Here is a 19,947-nt window from a genome sequence, read left to right as displayed (position 1 = left end):
GGGCTGAGTTACAGGTTTCAGTCGTGCGGCAAACTGCCAGCGCCGTGACCGGCCATTCCGCCCGAGACCTCTTCGGTCGACTCCTCGGCCAGTTCATGCGGCAGAATGAGGTTCAGCACGATGGCGATCAGCGCCGCAGGCAGCAGTCCGCTTGTCATCAGGATGCGGATTGTGTCCGGCAAGTGCTGAACCGCGCCGGGCTCCAGCTGCAAACCAAGCCCGATCGACAGCGAGATTGCGAATATCACCATGTTGCGGCGGTTCCAGTCCACGTCGGACAACATCGAAATGCCGGCAGCCACCACCATGCCGAACATGACGATCACACCGCCCCCCAGAACTTCGATCGGAACAGTGCGTATGATGGCGCCGACCTTGGGAACAAGTCCGCACAGGATCAGGAACAGCGCACCAATCGTGACGACATGGCGGCTCATGACTCCGGTCATCGCGATCAGGCCGACATTCTGACTGAACGAGGTATTCGGCAAACCGCCAAACATACCGGCGACGGCCGTGCCAACACCATCTGCGTAGGTCGCTCCCGCGATCTCTTTGTCCGTGGCCTCGCGACCCGCGCCGCCTTTGGTAATGCCCGAAACGTCACCGACGGTTTCGACCGCTGACACGAAAGCCATGAGGCAGAACCCGATCACCGCCGCCAGCGAGAATTCGAACCCATATTTGAAGGGCACCGGCAGCGCGAAACCAGCGGCCCGCGACCAGCTTGTTCCAATGGCTTCAAACGTCACCATTCCGACCATCAGGGCGTAGACATAGCCGACAGCCAATCCGACCAGAACCGCAGACACCGACAGCATTCCGCGGGCAAAGAACTTGAGGCCCAGCGTGACGATCACGACGACCAGTGCCGCAGACCAGTTGAGCAGCGATCCGTATTCCGGCGTACCGATCGCAGGGACACCACCCGCCGCATATTGGATGCCGACCTTGACAAGTGCCAATCCGATCATCGTCACAACAAGGCCCGTGACCAATGGCGGCAGAGCGAAGCGGATCTTGCCAATGAACATCCCAAGGCAGGCGTGAAAGATGCCGCCGATCAGAACGCCTCCGAACAGCGCGGCAAGGGCCTCAACGCCCTTGCCAGCCACCAATGGGATCATGATGGGCAGGAACGCAAAGCTTGTTCCCTGAACGATGGGCAATGCCGCACCAACCGGGCCCAGTGTGATGGTCTGCAACAAGGTAGCCAGCCCTGCAAACAGCATCGACATCTGGATCAGATACAGCAGCTCGGGAAAATCGGGCGAGTTCGACCCGAAGCCAAACCCGGCCGCACCGGCCACGATGATGGCGGGGGTCACGTTTGACACAAACATTGCCAGAACGTGCTGAATCCCAAGTGGTATCGCCTTGTGCAGCGCAGGCGTGTAATTCGGATCCCGAAGCTGATCGGGTGTTCCTATCGAAGTTTCGGCCATGATCTCAACTGTCTCCCTGTTTTCTCATGGGGGTCTTGCCGCTTCTCCGGCAGCTTCAAAATTGGCTTAGCGTTCAACCACCTCGTAAGGGGTATCGAACCAGTGCTCCTCGAGGTTTGCGCCTGAACCGATACGGTCGACTACCGCGAAAAGGCCTGGCGCGTGCAGTGGCGTCAGCACACCGTGCCACGTGCCCCTATGGTAGTTCACAGCCTGCCCCGGCTGCGTCACGAAGGCCAGCGGCCGGCCGGGAACGCCATCCTCATCCGGCGCGACGATCACCAGGAACGGCTGGTTGGTCATGGGAACGAAAGCCTGGCTGCCTTGGGGGTGACGTTCGACCATGTCCAGTTGATAGGGCAATGCCCGCGGATTGGCATCGAACAGGCTGATCCCCGCGCGCCCATCCGCGAAATCCAGAACCGCCCGGTCATGGTATCGCCCGCACTGACCCTGGTTGATGATCTTGTCCGGCGTGCCCGAAACCTCAAGCACATCGCCGAACGGTGCAAAGGCTTGGGCCGTCAGCGGCGCGATAGGAATGATCCGCGTCATGAGGGCAGCACGTCGCGCAGCCGGAACTCGGCGATGCGCTCGACCTGACGGCAAGCCTCGGCGAGTTCGGTCTCGCGGTCATTCTCGATGCGTCGCTGGAACGCCTGCAGGATCGAGGCCTTGTCGTGGTCGCGCACGGCGATGATGAAGGGGAAGCCAAATTTCTCGGTGTAACGCGTGTTCAGATCGGTAAAGGCGTCGCGCTCGGCGTCGGTCAGGGCGTCCAACCCGGCGGAGGCCTGTTCCGAGGTGCTTTCGGCCGTCAGGCGTTTGGCCTGCGCCAGCTTGCCCGCCAGATCCGGATGCGCGGTCAGAACGCCCAGCCGTTCCTCGGGCGAGGCCGAACGGAACACCCGTGCCAGCGCGTTGTGTAGCCCGCCCGCCGTATCATGAGCGGGGCCCAGTTCCAGCGCGCAGGCGCGCTCGGCGATCCAGGGTGAATGTTCGAAAATACCGCCATAGGCCGCCACGAAGGCGTCGCGGTCCATCTGCGAGGGGCGCGGGCGGTCCTGCGGCGGATGATGCGCGGCCCAGTGTTCGGCAATCTGCAACCGGGTCGCGAACCACACATCGGAAAAGCCGCGCGCATAGTCCAGAAACCGCTTCAGCGCCATCACCCGGCCCGGCCGGCCGATCAGGCGGCAATGCAGACCGATCGACAACATCTTGGGCGCGCCCGCCTGCCCCTCGGCATAGAGCGCATCGAAGCTGTCGCGGAGATACGCAAAGAACTGGTCGCCCGAGTTGAACCCCTGCGGCGTGGCAAATCGCATGTCGTTGCAGTCCAACGTATAGGGCACGATCAGCTGGTCGCGCCCACCGGTATGCATCCAATAAGGCAGATCGTCGGCGTAGGTGTCGGCCACATAGGCAAACCCGCCTTCCTCGGCCACCAGCCGCACGGTGTTGTCCGAGCACCGCCCCGTGTACCAGCCGCGCGGACGGTCTCCGACCACCTCAGTGTGCAGGCGGATCGCCTCGGCGATCTGGGCGCGCTCTTCGTCTTCGGGCATATCCTTGTGTTCGATCCATTTCAGCCCGTGGCTGGCGATCTCCCACCCGGCGGATTTCATCGCCGCCACCTGATCAGGCGAGCGCGCCAGCGCGGTGGCCACGCCATAGACGGTCACCGGCAGGTCGGCCATCAGGCGATGCAGCCGCCAGAACCCGGCGCGGGCGCCGTATTCATATATGGATTCCATGTTCCAATGACGCTGGCCGGGCCAAGGCGCGGCACCCACGATTTCGGACAGAAATGCCTCGGACGCAGCGTCGCCATGCAATACGCAGTTTTCGCCGCCCTCTTCATAGTTCAGCACGATCTGCACTGCCAGCTTGGCTCCGCCCGGCCACTGGGCATCTGGCGGGTTGGCTCCGTATCCAATCATGTCGCGGGGGTATCGGGGGGGCTGCATTCTGCTTTCCGTCTTCAATTTCAAGCTTCCATTCGGTTTATCCCATAAAACCGTGATGGATTATCAAATCAATCCGAACGCTGTTTCCGGTTGTTTCGGCGTTCCCTGCGCCATGGCCTTTGCCGCAAGGTGGGCAATGCAAACCGGATTGCTCAAAATGGCATCCGAAGACGAAACGTGCAGACAACAGCAGGAGCAACTCGTGGCAGGCTATCTGACGACCCATGTTCTGGACACGGCGCGGGGATGTCCGGCCGAGGGGCTGAAAATCGCGTTGTACCGCGTGTCCGGCAATTCGCACCGGAAACTGGTTGAGATGGAAACCAATGCGGACGGGCGCACCGACAGTCCGATCCTGCCGGAAAAGACTTTCAAGACCGGTATCTACGAGTTGATCTTCTTTGCGGGGGACTACTTGCGGGCCTCCGGGCAAGCCGTTGAAGACCCTCTTTTCCTTGATCAAATACCGATCCGGTTCGGCATGTCCGACCCCGAGGCGCATTACCATGTGCCGCTATTGCTGTCGCCATTCGGGTATTCGACCTACCGGGGCAGCTGACCCCTCAGACCTGCGACGTCCGCACCACGTCGCCGATCCGCGAGATCATGAAATCCATGAACAGACGCGCCTTGGGGTCCTGATGACGCCGATGCGTGTAGAGACACGCCATCTGGACCGAAACCGGTGGCGTGTCGACGGCAACAGGCACCAAACGCCCGGCCTTGAGATGCTCGGCCACTTCAAAAACGGGTTTCATCGCGATCCCCTGCCCAGCCAGCGCCCAATCCGTCAGAACATCGCCGTCGTCGCACTCGAACCGTCCGGACACCGCAAACCGTTTTGGTCCTTCGGCTGTCTGCAGTAGCCATTGGAACTCGGTCGCTCCGGGGAATCGCAGGTTCAGGCATTCGTGCCGGTCCGAGATCAGCTCCGCCCCGGTCCGGGGCATGCCCCGGCGCGCGACATAGTCTGGCGCAGCACACAAGACACGCTGGCAATCCGCGATTTTGCGGATACGCAATGTGCTGTCTTCGGGTTGACCGATGAAGAACGCCAGATCCAGCCCTTCGGTTGTGAGATCAACAGACCTGTCCGTCAGACGCAGCCGCACGTCAATCTCGGGGTAGTCGGCAAGAAATTCAGGCACTTGAGGCGCCAACAGCCGTCGCCCGACCCCCAGTGGAGCCGCGACGAAAAGCGATCCCCGGGGCGCTTCGGTCAGGTGCACGACCTGCGCTTCGGCCTCGTTCACGGCATCCAGAACCGCAACCGCACCGGGGTAGAACGCCCGGCCCTGCTCGGTCGGGCTGAGGTTTCGGGTCGTACGCTGGAACAATCGCACACCCAAATGATCTTCGAGCTGGGAAATCCGCGCCGAAGTCACCGCTGGCGAGATTCGCAGATCGCGCCCGGCCGCGGACATGCTGCCAAGATCATAGACCCGGACAAAGGTACGGATATTGTCGAGATAGGACATCTTTTCGTTTTTTTTGATACAGTTTGACAATATACGGGAATACCGAAGAAAACCCCGTTTGCCTAGTGTGTCGGCAAGCAATCGGAGAGCTTTGCATGTATGAATTCGCCGTGTTCTGGGACTGGATGGCATTTGCGGTGCGGTGGCTGCATGTCATCACGGCAATCGCCTGGATCGGATCGTCATTCTATTTCATCGCGCTGGACCTCGGCCTGAACCGCGACATCCCCGGTCCTGCGGATGGCGAGGAATGGCAGGTGCATGGCGGCGGCTTCTACCATATTCAGAAATACCTTGTGGCGCCCGAGCGGATGCCCGACCACCTGACCTGGTTCAAATGGGAAAGCTATGCAACCTGGCTCAGCGGTGCGGCCTTGTTGATGATCGTCTATTGGGTGGGCGGCGAGCTGTATCTGATCGACGCACAGAAGGCCGATCTGGCGCTTTGGCAGGGCATCCTGATCTCGGCGGCGTCGCTGACCGTGGGCTGGCTGATCTATGACTTCCTGTGCAAATCTGGCCTGGGTGAGCGTCCGACCCTGCTGATGCTGCTGCTGTTCGTTCTGCTGGTGGCGATGGGCTGGGGATACAACCAGATCTTCACCGGCCGCGCGATGATGCTGCATCTGGGCGCCTTCACCGCCACGATCATGACGGCCAATGTGTTTTTCATCATCATGCCCAACCAACGGATCGTTGTGGACGACCTGAAAAACGGCCGCACCCCGGACCCGAAATACGGCAAGATCGCCAAGCTGCGCTCGACCCACAATAACTATCTGACTTTGCCGGTGGTCTTCCTGATGCTGTCGAACCACTATCCCTTGGCTTTTGCGACCGAATACAACTGGATCATCGCGGCGCTGGTCTTCCTGATGGGTGTCACCATCCGGCACTACTTCAATACCCGCCACGCCCGGGCCGGCAACCCGACCTGGACCTGGCTTGTGACGGCCCTGCTGTTCATCGCCATCATGTGGCTGTCCACTGCGCCGATGTACAAACCGCTGGAAGAGGCCGAGGCGCAGCCTCTGACCCAGTTCGAGGAGCGCTTTGTGCAGGCCAGCGGCTTTGAAGAAGCCCATGACGTAGTCTTGGGGCGCTGTTCCATGTGTCACGCGCGCGAGCCCGTCTGGGACGGAATCCTCTGGGCCCCCAAGGGTGTTCTTCTGGAGACCGAAGGTGACATCGCGCGCAATGCCGAGCAAATCTATCTGCAGGCTGGAGTCAGCCACGCGATGCCGCCGGCCAACGTCACCTATATGGAACCCGAAGACCGCGAGGCCATTATCCGCTGGTTCCGAAACGCGGGCCTGTAGCGGCAGCTTTTCCACAACTTCGCATGGGAACTGGGAAATCCGCGTTTATTTCTTTGCCTGAGCGGTTTGAGATGATCTAACTGTTTCCAAGGGATCGCGGCGCCGCGACAAGCAGCGCAAATCAATGCGGCCCGGGACAGGTGGAGCCATTTGATGCAGGCGAGCAGACGTAGGGGCGGTCTGAAGAACTGGTGTGCGGGTGTGTTTTTTGCCCTCGCCCCGACCTGTGCGATGGCACTGGAAACATCGCTTGCAGCGCCAGGTTTGTCGGACGACTTGAAAAAGCAGATTGAGGAAACGTCCTCGGTCATGACTGCCGACAACCGGGGTCTGGACACGCCGCTTGAAGTTCTGTCAGCCGCGTTGTCGGATTACCGAACGATCGTGCAAATTCTCTATGATGCCGGATATTTCGGCCCGTCGGTCAGCATCAAGCTGGACGGGAAGGAAGCGGCAGATCTCAGCTCGCTGAGCGTTCCTGCGCAGATCAATCGGGCAACGATCACCATTCGCCCCGGCAAAGCGTACAATTTCGGAACCGCAGTCGTTCAGCCTTTGGCCCCCGATACCGAATTGCCCGAAGAGTTTGCCCCCGGCAAGCTGGCCACGACCGGCGCCATTCAACAGGCGACTTCGGACGGGATTCAGGCTTGGAAGGACGCGGGCCACGCCAAAGCGAAACTGCGCGATCAACAGATCATCGCCCGGCACGCACAGGCCCAGCTGGACGCCCGGATCGACCTGGATCAGGGGCCGCGCCTGAAGTTCGGCAAGATGTATATCGAAGGCGGCACCGATGTCCGCCACAGTTCGATCGAGAAAATCGCCGGTTTTCCGTCGGGCGAGGTCTACTCGCCCGAAAAGTTGCAAAAGGTCGGCACACGGCTGCGGCGGACTGGTACGTTCAGCACCGTCTCGATCCAGGAACGGGACACGCCGAACCCGGACGGCACGCTGGATTTCGACGCCACCTTCGAGGACTTGCCCAAACGCCGCCTGACGTTTGGGGTCGAACTGGCCTCGCGCGATGGCTTGGACCTGACCGCGACCTGGACCCACCGCAACGTGTTCCGGCGCGCCCAGCGGCTACGCTTTGAGGCCGCCATCCGAAATATCGGCGGGTCAGAGGATATCGACGGGCGGTTGGGTCTGCGTCTGGATCAGCCTGACCGATTGGGCCCCGACGACAACACCTTCTGGAGCGCGCTGCTCGAGCGCCGAAATACCGACAATTACAGCGTGTCGGTTGCCTCGCTGACCTATGGTGCGCGGCGGACGTTCTCGGACGAGTTGTATGCCGAGGCGGCTGTGGGCTTTTCCATCTCGAACGCTGACGACGCCTATGGTGACGGCCGCAAGTTCAGATATTTCATCATTCCGTTCCGGTCCGAGTGGGACAAACGCGACAGCAAGGTCAGCGCCACCCGCGGGTATTACCTGGACAGCCAGTTCATGCCCTTTGTCGGCATCTCGGGCACGGATACCGGGCTGCGCCTGTTTTTCGACGGTCGCGCCTATACCAGCCTGGGCACTGGCGGCCGGATCGTGCTGGCCGGGCGGGTACAACTTGGATCGATCCTTGGCCCCCCGGCGGATGGTGTCACACCGGATTTCCTGTTCTTCTCCGGCGGCGCGGGCACCGTTCGCGGTCAGCCCTATGAAAGCCTTGGTGTCCCCGTCGGCACGGGGATTGCCGGCGGCAAGTCCTTTCTTGGCCTGTCGGGCGAGGTGCGCGGCAAGGTCACCGAAAAGCTGTCTCTTGTTGGGTTTTACGACTACGGTATCGTAGACACGTCCTCGTTCATCGGCAGTGGCGCCGAGTACCACGCGGGCGCGGGCCTTGGCGTTCGGTACGATCTGGGCGGCTTCGGCCCGCTAAGGCTGGACCTGGCGGTGCCTGTGCAAGGTGACACGGGCAACGGGCTGCAGTTCTATATCGGGATCGGGCAAGCATTTTGAGGCGTTACCTTTCATATCCTCTGGCGGTCGGGGCAACCGCCTTTGCCCTGTCCGGCCCCGTGGCCGCGCAAGAGGAAGAGAGCGGCGGTCTGCTGACCGATTTCCTGCAGAACACGTTATCCGGAGACAACCGAAATATCCGGGTCATCGGCTTGGAGGGCGCGCTGAGCTCTCGCGCACGCATCCAGGAGATCACGGTGGCCGACGACGAAGGAGTCTGGCTGACCATCAAGAACGCCGAGCTGGATTGGAGCCGGCTGGCCCTGATCCGCGGCCGGTTTTCCGTGAACGCCCTGACCGCCGAAGAAATCGACATCGCACGCGCACCCGGCAAGACCACCACGGACGAACCGGCCGCCACCGCCGAGACCGAACCCTTTCAACTGCCAGAACTGCCCGTGGCGATTGAGATCGGTGAACTGCGCGTCGACGAGTTGTCCCTGGGCGAACCGCTGATCGGCGTTGCAGCAGACCTTTCAGTGGACGGAAACCTGAATCTTGCCGATGGCGCGCTGGACACCAAGCTGGATATCAATCGGTTGGACCGGGCCGGCGATCAGATAAATCTTGTGGCCGGTTTCCAGAACGAAAGCCGGCAAATCGACCTGGACCTGACCGTCTCCGAGGCGTCAGGTGGGCTGATTTCGACCGCATTGAATATACCGGACAGCCCACCCATCGGCCTGACGGCCAAAGGGTCCGGTCCGATCACCGACTTCACGGCGGATATCGGGCTGAGCAGTGACAATGTCGACCGTGTCTCGGGCCAGGTGCGTCTGCGCGGGATCGAGAAGACCGAAGGGGCGGCAGACGAAGGCATTGCCTTTACCGCCGACCTAGGCGGCGACCTGACCCCTTTTCTGGCCGCCAACATGGATACCTTCTTCGGTACGGATACACGTCTGTATGTCGATGGCCGTACCGGAGCCGAAGGTGCGCTGGAGATTACCGAGGCGGACATCACGTCCGAAGCTTTGAAACTGGAAGCGCAGCTCAGCCTTGGAACAGGCGGAGCGCTGCAACTGGCAGCCGTCCAGGCACGGATCTCGCCACCGGCTGGGGACGACGTGGTCCTGCCATTCGGTGGAGGAGACACATCCGTCAAAGCCGCACAGCTCTCTGCGCTTTTCGACCACGAAAACGGCAATCATTGGGACCTGAGCCTGACGACCGAGAATGTTGTCACACCCCAAGTCCAGATTGCGCACACGCGGTTGACCGCACAGGGCACCCTGACTCAGATCGGCGGTCTGGACCTGACCGGAGACCTTCAAGCCTCTCTGGACGGTTTGGACTTGGCTGATCCTGCTCTGAACACAGCGGTGGGCGATCGCGTCACCCTTGATGGCCTGTTCGAATACGGACGGGACAAATCGCTCCGACTCTCGGGTTTCGAACTTGGGGGAACCGACTATTCAGCGACCGCCGATGCTGTCGTCAGCGGGCTTGAAAGCGGTCTGAAGATTGACGGATCGGCAAAGGTAACGGCGTCCGATCTGTCTCGTTTCTCTGAGGTCGCCAAATTGGATCTGGGCGGCCGGGCATCGGTCCGGGTCGAGGGGGCGGGCTCGCCGTTGGAGGGCAGTTTTGACGGCAAGCTGGCCGTTTCCGGAAAAAACCTGTCCACTGGTCGAGACGATATCGACCCCATCATCGCGGGCGAGACGGACATCACGCTGGACGCCAAGCGGGATGCAAACGGCATCCTGATCCGCGCTTTCACCATCGACGGCGAAACGCTGAACGCACAGGCGGATGGCGCGGTCACCACTCCGAACGGCAATCTGACCATCGACGGCCAGGCCCGGGTGAATGCCTCGGACCTCTCTGTATTCTCCGGCCTCGCCAAGCGCGACCTTGCGGGGGCCGTTCAGGCCCAGGTGGATGGCAAAGGCACCGTGCAGACCCTTGAGTTTGATGGCACTGCGCAGGTGACGACTACAGACCTGCAAACCGGGCTGGATCAGGTGGATCCGCTTGCGACCGGCCGCGTTGTCCTGAACTTCGACGGGGCCCGCACCGGTGACCGGATCGAAATCCGCAAGGCGACCGTTGACGCAGCCACGCTGAGTGCCCAAGTCGCGGCAACCATCGACGATCCGACCGGAAACCTGGCCTTTGACGGTCAGGCGCAGGTCAATGCCCCCGACCTGTCCGTCTTTTCCGGACTGGCAGGCCGTACGTTGGCGGGCGCGGTCACGGCGGATGTGACCGGTCGAGGGGCCCGTGGCAGCAAAGTCTTCGACGTGCAGGGCAAAATCAATGCAGAGGACATCTTGACCGGAATCGATGCCGTGGATGCGCTGATCCCCGGACAGACGACACTGACAGTCGACGCATCGAACGGCGACGAAGGGTTGAACATTCGCAACTTCCGGCTTGCAGGGACAGCCTTGTCCGCTAACGCATCCGGCATCTTGAGCCGCGAAAGCGGAGGGCTGAGCTTCTCCGCCGCGTTGGACGACCTCGCCCGGGTTTCACAGACCCTGACGGGACCGCTGAAGGTGAACGGGAATGTGGCCCCCACATCCAGCGGTGTCGAGGGCACGGTCAGAGTGACCGGCCCGGAGACGTCCTATGCCAATCTTGTCGGCAGCGTAAATACGGATGGCTCGGCCGACCTGGACTTTGACGCCAAGTTTGATCGGGTCGAACGTTTTGCGCCCGAGTTTCCGGGCAGCTTGACGGCGAAAGGCAATGCAACGCGCCAGAACGGCGTGTGGACCATTGATGCCAATGCCGCCGGACCGGCCGAGATCAGCAGTGCAGTCAAGGGAACCTACGACGAAGCCTCGGGCAATGCCGACATCTCCGCACAGGGCGGCGTCAATTTGGGCATTGCAAACATCTTCATCACGCCCAACAAGATCGACGGATCGGCCCGGTTCGACCTGGCGTTGAAGGGCAAGCCGGCGCTGGAGTCGCTGAGTGGTCAGATCACCACCTCAGGGACGTCGATGGCGATCCCCAGCGTTGGGCAGACCATCACCGATATCGGCGGAACTGTAGACCTTGCCAACAGCCGAGCAACGATTTCGATGCGCGGCGGCATGCGCGCCGGAGGCGGATTTACGGTCAGTGGCCCGGTCGACCTGACACCGCCTTTCAACGCGCAGATCACAACTGCAATCAACAATCTCGTCCTGACCGACAATCTTCTGTACGAGACCACGTTGAACGGCCAGATCGCTATGACGGGCGCCCTGGCAGGGAACAGTTCGCTGGCCGGGCAGATCACGTTTGGCGAGACCAATATCAACCTGGCCGCGGCATCAGGCGCGGTGGGGGCCGCGCCGATCCCGAAGATCGAACACGTGAACGAAAGCAATGCCAGCTACGTCACTCGGGAACGGGCGCAGCTGGTAGAAAAAGAGAAAACGTCGCAATCGGACTCTCGCATATCTCTCGACATCAGCCTGTTGGCCCCCAAGGCGGTTTTCGTGCGAGGTCGCGGTGTGAATGCTGAATTGGGCGGTGCGATCTTCATCAAGGGCACCACCAAATCCGTCATCCCATCGGGCCAGATCGAACTGATCCGCGGTAATCTGGACATCCTTGGCCGGAGGCTGGCGCTGACCAAAGGCGTGGTCAGCCTGCAGGGCGACCTGACGCCGTATATCGAATTCGAATCCTCGGCCAGCACTTCGGATGGAACCGCAACGTTGGAAATCGCGGGCCCTCTGGATTCTCCGACAGTCGATGTGTTCTCGGACCCCGAACGCCCCGCCGAAGAGGCGCTGGCCATGCTGCTGTTCGGCAACCGCTTTTCCGAACTGTCCCCGTTTGTCATCGCCCAGATGGCCGCGTCGCTGGCCCAACTGAGCGGTGCCGGTGGCGATGCCACCAAGGGCGTTCGGGACGCCACGGGCGTAGATACCGTCGACGTCGGCGCGACCGAGGGCGGCGGCGGGCGTCTGGGCGCCGGCGCTTATCTGAGCGACAACCTGTACGCCGATTTCACCGTGAACACCGAAGGCGACACCGAGGTGAACCTGAACCTGGACGTCAGCGACAGCGTGACGGTGCGCGGCACCGTAGATGGGCGCGGCGATACCGGCATCGGGATTTTCTTCGAGCGTGACTACTAGGGTTGGGCGGGACCGCCACCCTAGACCTCTTCGACGGACAAGACCCCATCCAGTGATTTGATGGCACCCTTGATCTGGGGATTGATCGGGAATTCCTGCCCCAGGTCCATCTCGACCTCTCCCGGCAAGCCTGGATCCAGCAGACACAAATGGATCGGCCCTTTCGAGGCGTTTTTGGCCGCCCCCGCAGCATTCGCGAGAACGCTGGCGACCGTCGACAGCGCCTGTGATTGGTCCAAAAAGATACGAAGCCCGGTCGCGCCGGCCTCGGCCACGACTGAATCCGCCGGCCCGACCGAGCGCGCCAGCAGCTTCAGCTGGTCAGCCTCCATCGTGGCTTCGGCCGTCAGCACGACCTGCGCGCCGGTTTCCAGATATTCGCGTGATTTCTCTAGGGTTTCCGAGAACAGCGTCACCTCGTACGCCCCCGTCGGGTCGGACAGCTGTGCAAAGGCGAACCGGTTGCCTTTGGCCGATTTCCGTTCCTGTCGCCCGGCGACCACACCGGCCATCTTGGCGATCAACGGACCCGAGCGTGCCTTTTCGGTAACCTCGTCCAGCGTCATCACCTGCTTGCGTTTCAGCGCGGGCATATAGTCGTCCAGCGGGTGGCCGGACAGGTAGAAGCCGATGGCCTTGAATTCCTCGCTCAGCCGTTCGGCGGGTAGCCAGTCGGGCGATTTCGACAGGCGCGGTTCGGGCAGGTCGTCGCCCGCCTCGCCGAACAGCGAGACCTGGTTCGAGTTCTTCTGTTCGTGGATCGCCGCCGAATACTGCACCAGCTGTTCGAGGCTTTCGAAGACCCGGCGGCGGTTCTTGTCCAGCTCGTCAAAGGCGCCCGCGCGCGCCAGCATCTCCAGCGGCCGTTTTCCGACCTTCTTCAGATCGACCCGGCGGGCAAAGTCAAAGAGGTTGACGAACGGCTTGTCGCCCCTGCCCTGCACCACGAGGTTCATCGCCTCGACGCCCACGTTCTTGAGCGCGCCCAGCGCATAGACCAGCTTGCCATCCACCACATCAAACGTTGCCTGCGACCGGTTTATGCAAGGCGGCACGTAGGGCAGTTCCAAACCCTTGCGGACCTCTTCGAAATAGATCGCCAGCTTGTCGGTCAGATGGATATCGCAGTTCATGACACCGGCCATGAATTCGACCGGGTGGTTCGCCTTCAGCCAGCCGGTCTGATAGCTGACCACCGCGTAGGCCGCCGCGTGAGATTTGTTGAAGCCGTAGTTGGCGAATTTCTCCAGCAGGTCGAACACCTCGGACGCCTTCTTGGCATCTACCCCGTTCGCGGCTGCCCCGGCCTCGAATTTCGGGCGCTCGGCGTCCATCGCCTCTTTGATTTTTTTACCCATCGCGCGGCGCAGCAGGTCGGCGCCGCCGAGGCTGTAGCCCGCCATGACCTGCGCGATCTGCATCACCTGCTCCTGGTAGACGATGATGCCTTGCGTTTCTTCCAGAATGTGGTCGATCAGCGGGTGGACCGAGGTGATCTTGCGCTGGCCATTCTTGACCTCGCAATAGGTCGGGATGTTCTCCATCGGGCCGGGACGGTAGAGCGCGACCAGCGCCACGATGTCCTCGATGCAGGTGGGTTTCATGCGCTTGAGCGCATCCATCATGCCCGAGCTTTCAACCTGGAACACCGCCACGGTCTTGGCCGCGGAATAGAGCTTGTAGGTGGCCGGGTCATCCAGCGGGATGGCGTTGATCTGGTTCTCGGCCCCCTCGGCCGGCTCATAAAGCTGCCGACCGTCGGCCGCCACGTGCAATGGCCGTCCGGACTTGAAGATCAGGTCCATGGCGTTCTGGATGACCGTCAGAGTCTTGAGGCCCAGAAAGTCGAATTTCACCAGGCCGGCCTGTTCGACCCACTTCATATTGAACTGGGTGGCAGGCATGTCCGAGCGGGGGTCCTGATAGAGCGGCACCAGCTCGTCCAGCGGCCGGTCGCCGATCACCACGCCAGCGGCGTGGGTCGAAGCGTTGCGCAGCAGCCCCTCGACCTGCTGGCCATAAGTCAGAAGGCGGTCGACCACCTCTTCGTTGCGGGCTTCTTCGCGCAGACGCGGTTCGTCTTTCAGGGCCTTCTCGATCGACACCGGCTTGACGCCTTCGACCGGGATCATCTTGGACAGGCGATCCACCTGGCCGTAAGGCATCTGCAGCACCCGCCCGATGTCGCGCACCGCGGCCTTGGACAAGAGCGCGCCGAAGGTGATGATCTGGCCAACCTTGTCGCGGCCGTATTTCTGCTGAACATACCGGATCACCTCTTCGCGGCGGTCCATGCAGAAGTCGATGTCAAAGTCGGGCATCGACACCCGTTCGGGGTTCAGGAAGCGTTCGAACAGCAGGCTGTAACGCAACGGGTCAAGGTCGGTAATCGTCAGCGCATAGGCCACCAGCGAACCCGCGCCCGAGCCACGGCCCGGACCGACGGGGATGTCATGATCCTTGGCCCATTTGATGAAGTCCGCAACGATCAGGAAGTAACCGGGGAACCCCATGCCCTCGATGATGTCCAATTCGAAATCCAGACGCTTCTGGTATTCCTCAGGTGGGACAGCGTGCGGGATCACCGCCAGTCGGGCCTGCAGACCCTCGTTGGCCTGGCGGCGTAGCTCCTCGACCTCGTCATCGGCGAATTTCGGCAGGATCGGATCCCGCTTGTAGGCCATGAAGGCGCAACGTTTGGCAATCTCGACCGTGTTTGCGATCGCCTCGGGCAGATCGGCAAAGAGCGTGGCCATTTCCTGCGGAGATTTGAAGTAATGCTGCGCGGTCAGGCGGCGACGACCTTCCTGCTGGTCGACATAGGCACCCTCGGCAATGCAGATCAGCGCATCATGCGCCTCATACATATCCGAGGTCGGGAAATAGACGTCATTCGTGGCCACCAGAGGCAGGTTCTTGGCATAGGCCATTTCCACATGGCCGCGCTCGGTCAGGCGCTCGGCCTCGGGCTGGCCATCCTCGCCGGGATGACGTTGCAGTTCGATATAAAGCCGATCGGGGAACATCGCGGCCAACCGATCTACCAGCAACTCGGCCGCCGGACGCTGGCCCTGCTGCAACAGGCGGCCAACGGGGCCGTCCGGTCCGCCGGTCAAGCAGACCAGCCCATCGGAATGCGCAGCCAACTCCTCAAGCGTGACCTGCGGCAACTGCCCGCCCTTGTCCACATACAGGCACGAGCTGAGCTTCATCAGATGCTCGTACCCCGTCTCAGACTGTGCCAGCAGTACAATCGGCGCAGGGGGCTTGGGTTTTTCCCCCGGCTGCGCCTGAACATACGCCAGATCAACCTGGCAGCCCATGATCGGCTGCACACCCGCACCGCTTGCGGTGACCGAGAATTCCAGCGCCGCGAACATGTTGTTGGTGTCCGTCACCGCAACGGCCGGCATGTCCATCTGCTCGCACAGCGTTGGCAGTTTCTTCAGGCGCACCGCCCCCTCAAGAAGGGAGTATTCGGTGTGAACTCGGAGGTGGATGAATCGAGGAGTACTGCTCATACGAGGCAGGCTATCGCACTCGCGACCCGGGAAAAAGCCGGAACAGTTAGAGGTGATTGCTGAAAAAATAGCCGCGCATTATTCGGAGATTCCAGAAGGTGCTTCAGCCGACGCCACCTGGGTTACACCAAAATCTCTTTCAATTCAGATGCCTAGATAATAATGACGTGGTGCATATCAAGGCATGGGATCGGGAATGGTACATTCGGCAGGCAGTTTTTCTTGCCAGCGCGCACAGGCTGTTTCTAACATCTTCAGGCAAGCGACAAGCCCGCTTCTATCTCTACGTCGCATCGAGACAGGAGCACCCATGGGCGCAACCGGGTAAGGCGACGGGTTTCAAGAATGAATATCACGTTTCTTCTGAACGGAGAGACAGTGGAGCTGGCGGATGTCGATCCGACGGCCACATTGCTGGATTGGCTGCGCGAGGATCGCGGTCTGACCGGCACGAAGGAAGGCTGCAACGAGGGCGATTGCGGGGCCTGCACCGTCATGGTGACGGATGAGGCCGGCGCCAAAGCGCTGAATTCCTGCATTCTTTTTCTGCCTCAACTGCACGGCAAGGCAGTGCGCACGGTCGAGGGGGCGAGCGGGCCCGACGGCGAGCCGCATCCCGTGCAGCAGACGATGGTGGACCTTCATGGCTCGCAATGTGGATTCTGCACGCCCGGTTTCGTGATGGCGATGGTGGCCAGCCACGCGAATGGCGCGACGGATCATGACACGCAACTGGCCGGTAACCTGTGCCGCTGCACCGGCTATGCGCCGATCATCCGCGCGGCAAAGGCCGTCGAAGACCAGCCGGTGCCGGTCTGGGTCAAGGACAAGCCGGTTGCGGCCAAGCCGGCCTCGCCCCTTCTGCCGAAGTCATCCGACGAATTGGCCAAAGTACTTGCCGCCCATCCCGTTGCAACTTTGATCGCGGGCGCCACCGATGTCGGCCTTTGGGTCACCAAACAGCTGCGGAACCTTGACCCGGTGATCTTTCTGGGCGGCTGCGACGATCTGAAGGAAATTTCGATCACCGAAGACGAGGTCCACATCGGCGCGATGGTGGACATGAACCGCCTGGGCGCGGCGATGGCCGATCTGCATCCGTCCTATGCCGAGATGATCCGGCGCTATGCCAGCGTTCAAGTGCGCCATGCGGCCACGGTGGGCGGCAACATCGCCAACGGCTCGCCCATCGGGGACAACCCGCCCGCGCTGATCGCGCTGGGGGCCACGCTGCATCTGCGCAAGGGCGACGAGCGCCGGTCGATCCCTCTTGAAGATTTCTTCATTGACTATGGAAAGCAGGATCGCGCGCCCGGCGAGTTCGTGGAAGCGGTCAGCTTTCTGCGTCAACCCGATCGGCTGAAATGCTACAAGCTGAGCAAACGGTTCGATCAGGATATTTCGGCCGTATGCGGCTGTTTCAACATTACCGTTTCTGACGGCGTCGTCTCGCAAGCCCGGATCGCCTTTGGCGGAATGGCCGGTGTGCCGAAACGCGCGACTCAGGTTGAGGCCGCGCTAACCGGTCGCCCGTGGACGGCGGAAACCGTTCAAAGCGCTTTGCCGGCCTTTGCCGAGGACTATTCCCCGATGAGCGACATGCGTGCCTCGGCCCGCTACCGGCTGGAGACCGCAAAGGCCATGCTCGAACGCTATTTCCTGGAAGATCAGGGCGAGCTGACCAATGTGCTGGAGGTGTCGGCATGAGCGTGACCAAGCCGCTGTCCCATGACGCCGCACCCCTGCATGTGTCCGGCGTCGCCCGTTATGTTGACGACATTCCGACGCCCAAGGGCACGTTGCATCTGGCGTTCGGCCTGAGCCCGATCGCCAAGGGCCGGATAACGGCGATGGACCTGTCAGATGTCCGCGCGGCCCCGGGGGTCGTGATGGTGATAACCGCTGAGGACCTGCCCTTTGCCAATGACGTCTCGCCCTCGATCCATGACGAACCATTGCTGTCCGACGGCACCGTGAATTACGTGGGCCAGCCCGTGTTTCTGGTTGTCGCCACCAGCCACTTGGCCGCCCGCAAGGCCGCGCGGTTGGGCAGAATCGACTATGCCGAGGAAACGCCGATCCTGACGATCGAAGAGGCTCTGGCCGCAGACAGCCGGTTCGAGGACGGCCCCCGCATCTATGCGAAAGGCGATGCAGAAGCCGCCATCGCGCAGGCGTCGCATGTGGTCGAAGGCACGTTCGAGATCGGCGGGCAGGAGCATTTCTATCTGGAAGGTCAGGCCGCGTTGGCGGTGCCGAATGAAGGCAGCGACATGCTGGTGCATTCCTCGACCCAGCACCCGACCGAGATTCAACACAAGGTGGCCGACGCTTTGGGCGTTCCCATGCACGCGGTACGGGTCGAAACCCGGCGGATGGGCGGCGGGTTCGGTGGCAAGGAAAGCCAGGGCAACGCGCTGGCCGTGGCCTGCGCAGTTGCGGCACGGGCAACCGGTCGAGCCTGCAAGATGCGCTATGACCGGGATGATGACATGACCATCACCGGCAAGCGCCACGCCTTCCGCATCAGCTACAAGGTCGGCTTTGACGAAAACGGCCACATTCAGGGTGTTTCTTTCCTGCACTACGCCATCTGCGGTTGGGCGCAGGACCTGTCGCTGCCGGTCGCCGACCGGGCGATGCTGCATTCCGACAACGCCTACCTGCTGCCCAATGCGCGGATCGAGAGCCATCGGCTGAAGACCAACACGCAGTCCGCAACCGCCTATCGCGGCTTTGGCGGACCGCAGGGCATGGTGGGGATCGAGCGGGTGATGGATCACGCGGCGCATGTGCTGGGGCTGGACCCGGTCGAGCTGCGGCGGCGGAATTACTATGAACCGGCGCACGCAAGCGTTGAAGAACCGGTGCGGGACAAGCCGCTGGGCCACCCAGATCCGCATGAAGACCTGACCAGCCGCGGCGCGGTCGAAACCGGCCGCTCGGTGCTGCGCCCCGTCCCCGCGGGTGGGAACACCACCCCCTATGGCATGGAAGTCACCGATTTCGAGCTACATCCCATGACCGAAGCCTTGCTGGAGTCCTGCGATTACGCAACCCGCAAGGCGGCGGTCGAGAAGTGGAATGCCCAGAACCGCGTGATCAAGAAAGGCATCGCCTTTTCGCCGGTCAAGTTCGGGATTTCCTTCACGCTCACCCACCTGAACCAGGCCGGGGCGCTGGTGCATGTCTATCAGGACGGCTCGGTCCATCTGAACCATGGCGGCACCGAGATGGGCCAGGGCCTGTTCCAGAAAGTGGCGCAGGTGGCGGCCGCGCGGTTCGGCATTCCGCTGGAGATGGTGAAGATCACCGCGACCGATACCGCCAAAGTGCCCAACACCTCGGCCACGGCGGCCTCGTCCGGCAGCGATCTGAACGGGATGGCGGTCAAGGCCGCCTGCGACACGATCCGCGACCGGATGGCCGCCTATCTGGCCGAGCGGCATCAGGCCGATCCATCGGCGGTCGTCTTTGCCGATGGCCGGGTCAGCTTGGGCGAGGAAAGCTACAGCTTTGCCGAAGCCGCGGCGCTGGCCTATCAGGGGCGCATCAGCCTGTCGGCAACCGGGTTCTACAAGACCCCCAAGATCGAGTGGGACCGATTCGCCGGACGCGGGCGCCCGTTCTTCTACTTCGCCTATGGAGCTTCGGTGACCGAAGTCGCCGTGGACACTCTGACCGGCGAGAACCGCATCCTTCGGACGGATATCCTGCATGATGCGGGTGCTTCGCTGAACCCTGCGCTGGATATCGGGCAGGTCGAGGGCGGCTATGTGCAAGGTGCGGGCTGGCTGACGACCGAGGAACTGGTCTGGGACGACAAAGGCCGGCTGCGCACCCATGCGCCATCAACCTACAAGATCCCCGCCTGTTCCGACCGACCGGGTGTGTTCAACGTAGCGCTTTGGGATGGTCAGAACCGCGAAGACACCATCTATCGCTCAAAAGCAGTGGGCGAGCCGCCTTTCATGCTGGGCATCTCGGCCTGGCTGGCGCTGTCGAACGCGGTTGCGGCCTGTGGTGACGAGTATCCGGCGATCAATGCCCCGGCCACCGCCGAAGAGGTCTGGACCGCCATTCAACGCATGCGTGGAGGTAGCTGATGGGATTTGACCGGGAGACTTTGAGGGAGGCGGTCAAAACGCATGGCAAGGTGACCCGCGT

General features: G+C 61.8%; 11 protein-coding genes. 6 read left to right on the top strand and 5 right to left on the bottom strand.

The features are described from left to right. Window positions 1-17 precede the first annotated feature (17 nt). The 3 genes from AC2FM5_RS05685 to puuE all read right to left on the bottom strand — a co-directional run bounded on the left by AC2FM5_RS05685 (window position 18) and on the right by puuE (window position 3,415). Window positions 18-1,445 (bottom strand): uracil-xanthine permease family protein, encoded by a 1,428-nt coding sequence (locus tag AC2FM5_RS05685; protein WP_480774679.1) that lies wholly within the window; start codon window positions 1,443-1,445, stop codon window positions 18-20. Window positions 1,446-1,511: 66 nt separating this feature from the next. Beyond that, window positions 1,512-2,000, bottom strand: a complete 489-nt coding sequence (locus AC2FM5_RS05680) for an ureidoglycolate lyase (RefSeq protein ID WP_170337816.1) — start codon at window positions 1,998-2,000, stop codon at window positions 1,512-1,514. Then, complete coding sequence (puuE, locus tag AC2FM5_RS05675) at window positions 1,997-3,415, bottom strand: allantoinase PuuE (protein ID WP_496734357.1); 1,419 nt, start codon at window positions 3,413-3,415, stop codon at window positions 1,997-1,999. The genes AC2FM5_RS05680 and puuE overlap by 4 nt, the downstream gene beginning before the upstream one ends. A gap of 202 nt (window positions 3,416-3,617) precedes the next feature. Between puuE and uraH the strand changes: the two genes are divergently transcribed. Continuing rightward, window positions 3,618-3,974 (top strand): hydroxyisourate hydrolase, encoded by a 357-nt coding sequence (gene uraH, locus AC2FM5_RS05670; RefSeq protein WP_093963044.1) that lies wholly within the window; start codon window positions 3,618-3,620, stop codon window positions 3,972-3,974. 4 nt (window positions 3,975-3,978) lie between these two features. Here uraH and AC2FM5_RS05665 read toward each other — a convergent pair whose 3' ends face one another. Continuing rightward, window positions 3,979-4,893 carry a LysR family transcriptional regulator gene (locus AC2FM5_RS05665; protein WP_170337484.1) on the bottom strand — a complete coding sequence of 305 codons (915 nt, stop codon included), beginning with the start codon at window positions 4,891-4,893 and terminating at the stop codon, window positions 3,979-3,981. 95 nt (window positions 4,894-4,988) lie between these two features. Between AC2FM5_RS05665 and AC2FM5_RS05660 the strand changes: the two genes are divergently transcribed. The 3 genes from AC2FM5_RS05660 to AC2FM5_RS05650 all read left to right on the top strand — a co-directional run bounded on the left by AC2FM5_RS05660 (window position 4,989) and on the right by AC2FM5_RS05650 (window position 12,259). Further along, window positions 4,989-6,212, top strand: a complete 1,224-nt coding sequence (locus tag AC2FM5_RS05660) for a urate hydroxylase PuuD (RefSeq protein WP_170366689.1) — start codon at window positions 4,989-4,991, stop codon at window positions 6,210-6,212. 231 nt (window positions 6,213-6,443) lie between these two features. After that, complete coding sequence (locus AC2FM5_RS05655) at window positions 6,444-8,171, top strand: autotransporter assembly complex protein TamA (protein WP_480774676.1); 1,728 nt, start codon at window positions 6,444-6,446, stop codon at window positions 8,169-8,171. After that, window positions 8,168-12,259 carry a translocation/assembly module TamB domain-containing protein gene (locus tag AC2FM5_RS05650; RefSeq protein ID WP_496734354.1) on the top strand — a complete coding sequence of 1,364 codons (4,092 nt, stop codon included), beginning with the start codon at window positions 8,168-8,170 and terminating at the stop codon, window positions 12,257-12,259. The genes AC2FM5_RS05655 and AC2FM5_RS05650 overlap by 4 nt, the downstream gene beginning before the upstream one ends. Before the next feature lie 20 nt (window positions 12,260-12,279). On the opposite strand, the gene dnaE is transcribed toward AC2FM5_RS05650, so the two are convergent. Further along, a complete protein-coding gene (gene dnaE, locus AC2FM5_RS05645; RefSeq protein WP_496734353.1) occupies window positions 12,280-15,780 on the bottom strand; it encodes a DNA polymerase III subunit alpha in 3,501 nt (1,166 codons plus the stop codon). Between the two features lie 345 nt (window positions 15,781-16,125). Here dnaE and xdhA point away from each other — a divergent pair, with 345 nt between their 5' ends. Together xdhA and xdhB are read left to right on the top strand one after the other, a co-directional pair. After that, a complete protein-coding gene (xdhA, locus tag AC2FM5_RS05640; RefSeq protein WP_496734352.1) occupies window positions 16,126-17,487 on the top strand; it encodes a xanthine dehydrogenase small subunit in 1,362 nt (453 codons plus the stop codon). Next, window positions 17,484-19,886 (top strand): xanthine dehydrogenase molybdopterin binding subunit, encoded by a 2,403-nt coding sequence (gene xdhB, locus AC2FM5_RS05635; RefSeq protein WP_496734351.1) that lies wholly within the window; start codon window positions 17,484-17,486, stop codon window positions 19,884-19,886. The genes xdhA and xdhB overlap by 4 nt, the downstream gene beginning before the upstream one ends. The last annotated feature ends 61 nt before the right edge of the window (window positions 19,887-19,947 follow it).

This window comes from Ruegeria sp. BHSA162 (assembly GCF_059613385.1).
Note: the sequence above shows the minus strand (reverse complement) of the source record. Positions and strands in the feature narration are given on the sequence as shown.

What these genes read in the sequence shown, in the direction of transcription:
- AC2FM5_RS05685 (WP_480774679.1), bottom strand. Translation starts at nt 1,445, where the DNA reads ATGGCCGAAACTTCGATAGGAACACCCGATCAGCTTCGGGATCCGAAT.
- AC2FM5_RS05680 (WP_170337816.1), bottom strand. Translation starts at nt 2,000, where the DNA reads ATGACGCGGATCATTCCTATCGCGCCGCTGACGGCCCAAGCCTTTGCA.
- puuE (WP_496734357.1), bottom strand. Translation starts at nt 3,415, where the DNA reads ATGCAGCCCCCCCGATACCCCCGCGACATGATTGGATACGGAGCCAAC.
- AC2FM5_RS05665 (WP_170337484.1), bottom strand. Translation starts at nt 4,893, where the DNA reads ATGTCCTATCTCGACAATATCCGTACCTTTGTCCGGGTCTATGATCTT.
- AC2FM5_RS05660 (WP_170366689.1), top strand. Translation starts at nt 4,989, where the DNA reads ATGTATGAATTCGCCGTGTTCTGGGACTGGATGGCATTTGCGGTGCGG.
- AC2FM5_RS05655 (WP_480774676.1), top strand. Translation starts at nt 6,444, where the DNA reads ATGGCACTGGAAACATCGCTTGCAGCGCCAGGTTTGTCGGACGACTTG.
- dnaE (WP_496734353.1), bottom strand. Translation starts at nt 15,780, where the DNA reads ATGAGCAGTACTCCTCGATTCATCCACCTCCGAGTTCACACCGAATAC.
- xdhA (WP_496734352.1), top strand. Translation starts at nt 16,126, where the DNA reads ATGAATATCACGTTTCTTCTGAACGGAGAGACAGTGGAGCTGGCGGAT.
- xdhB (WP_496734351.1), top strand. Translation starts at nt 17,484, where the DNA reads ATGAGCGTGACCAAGCCGCTGTCCCATGACGCCGCACCCCTGCATGTG.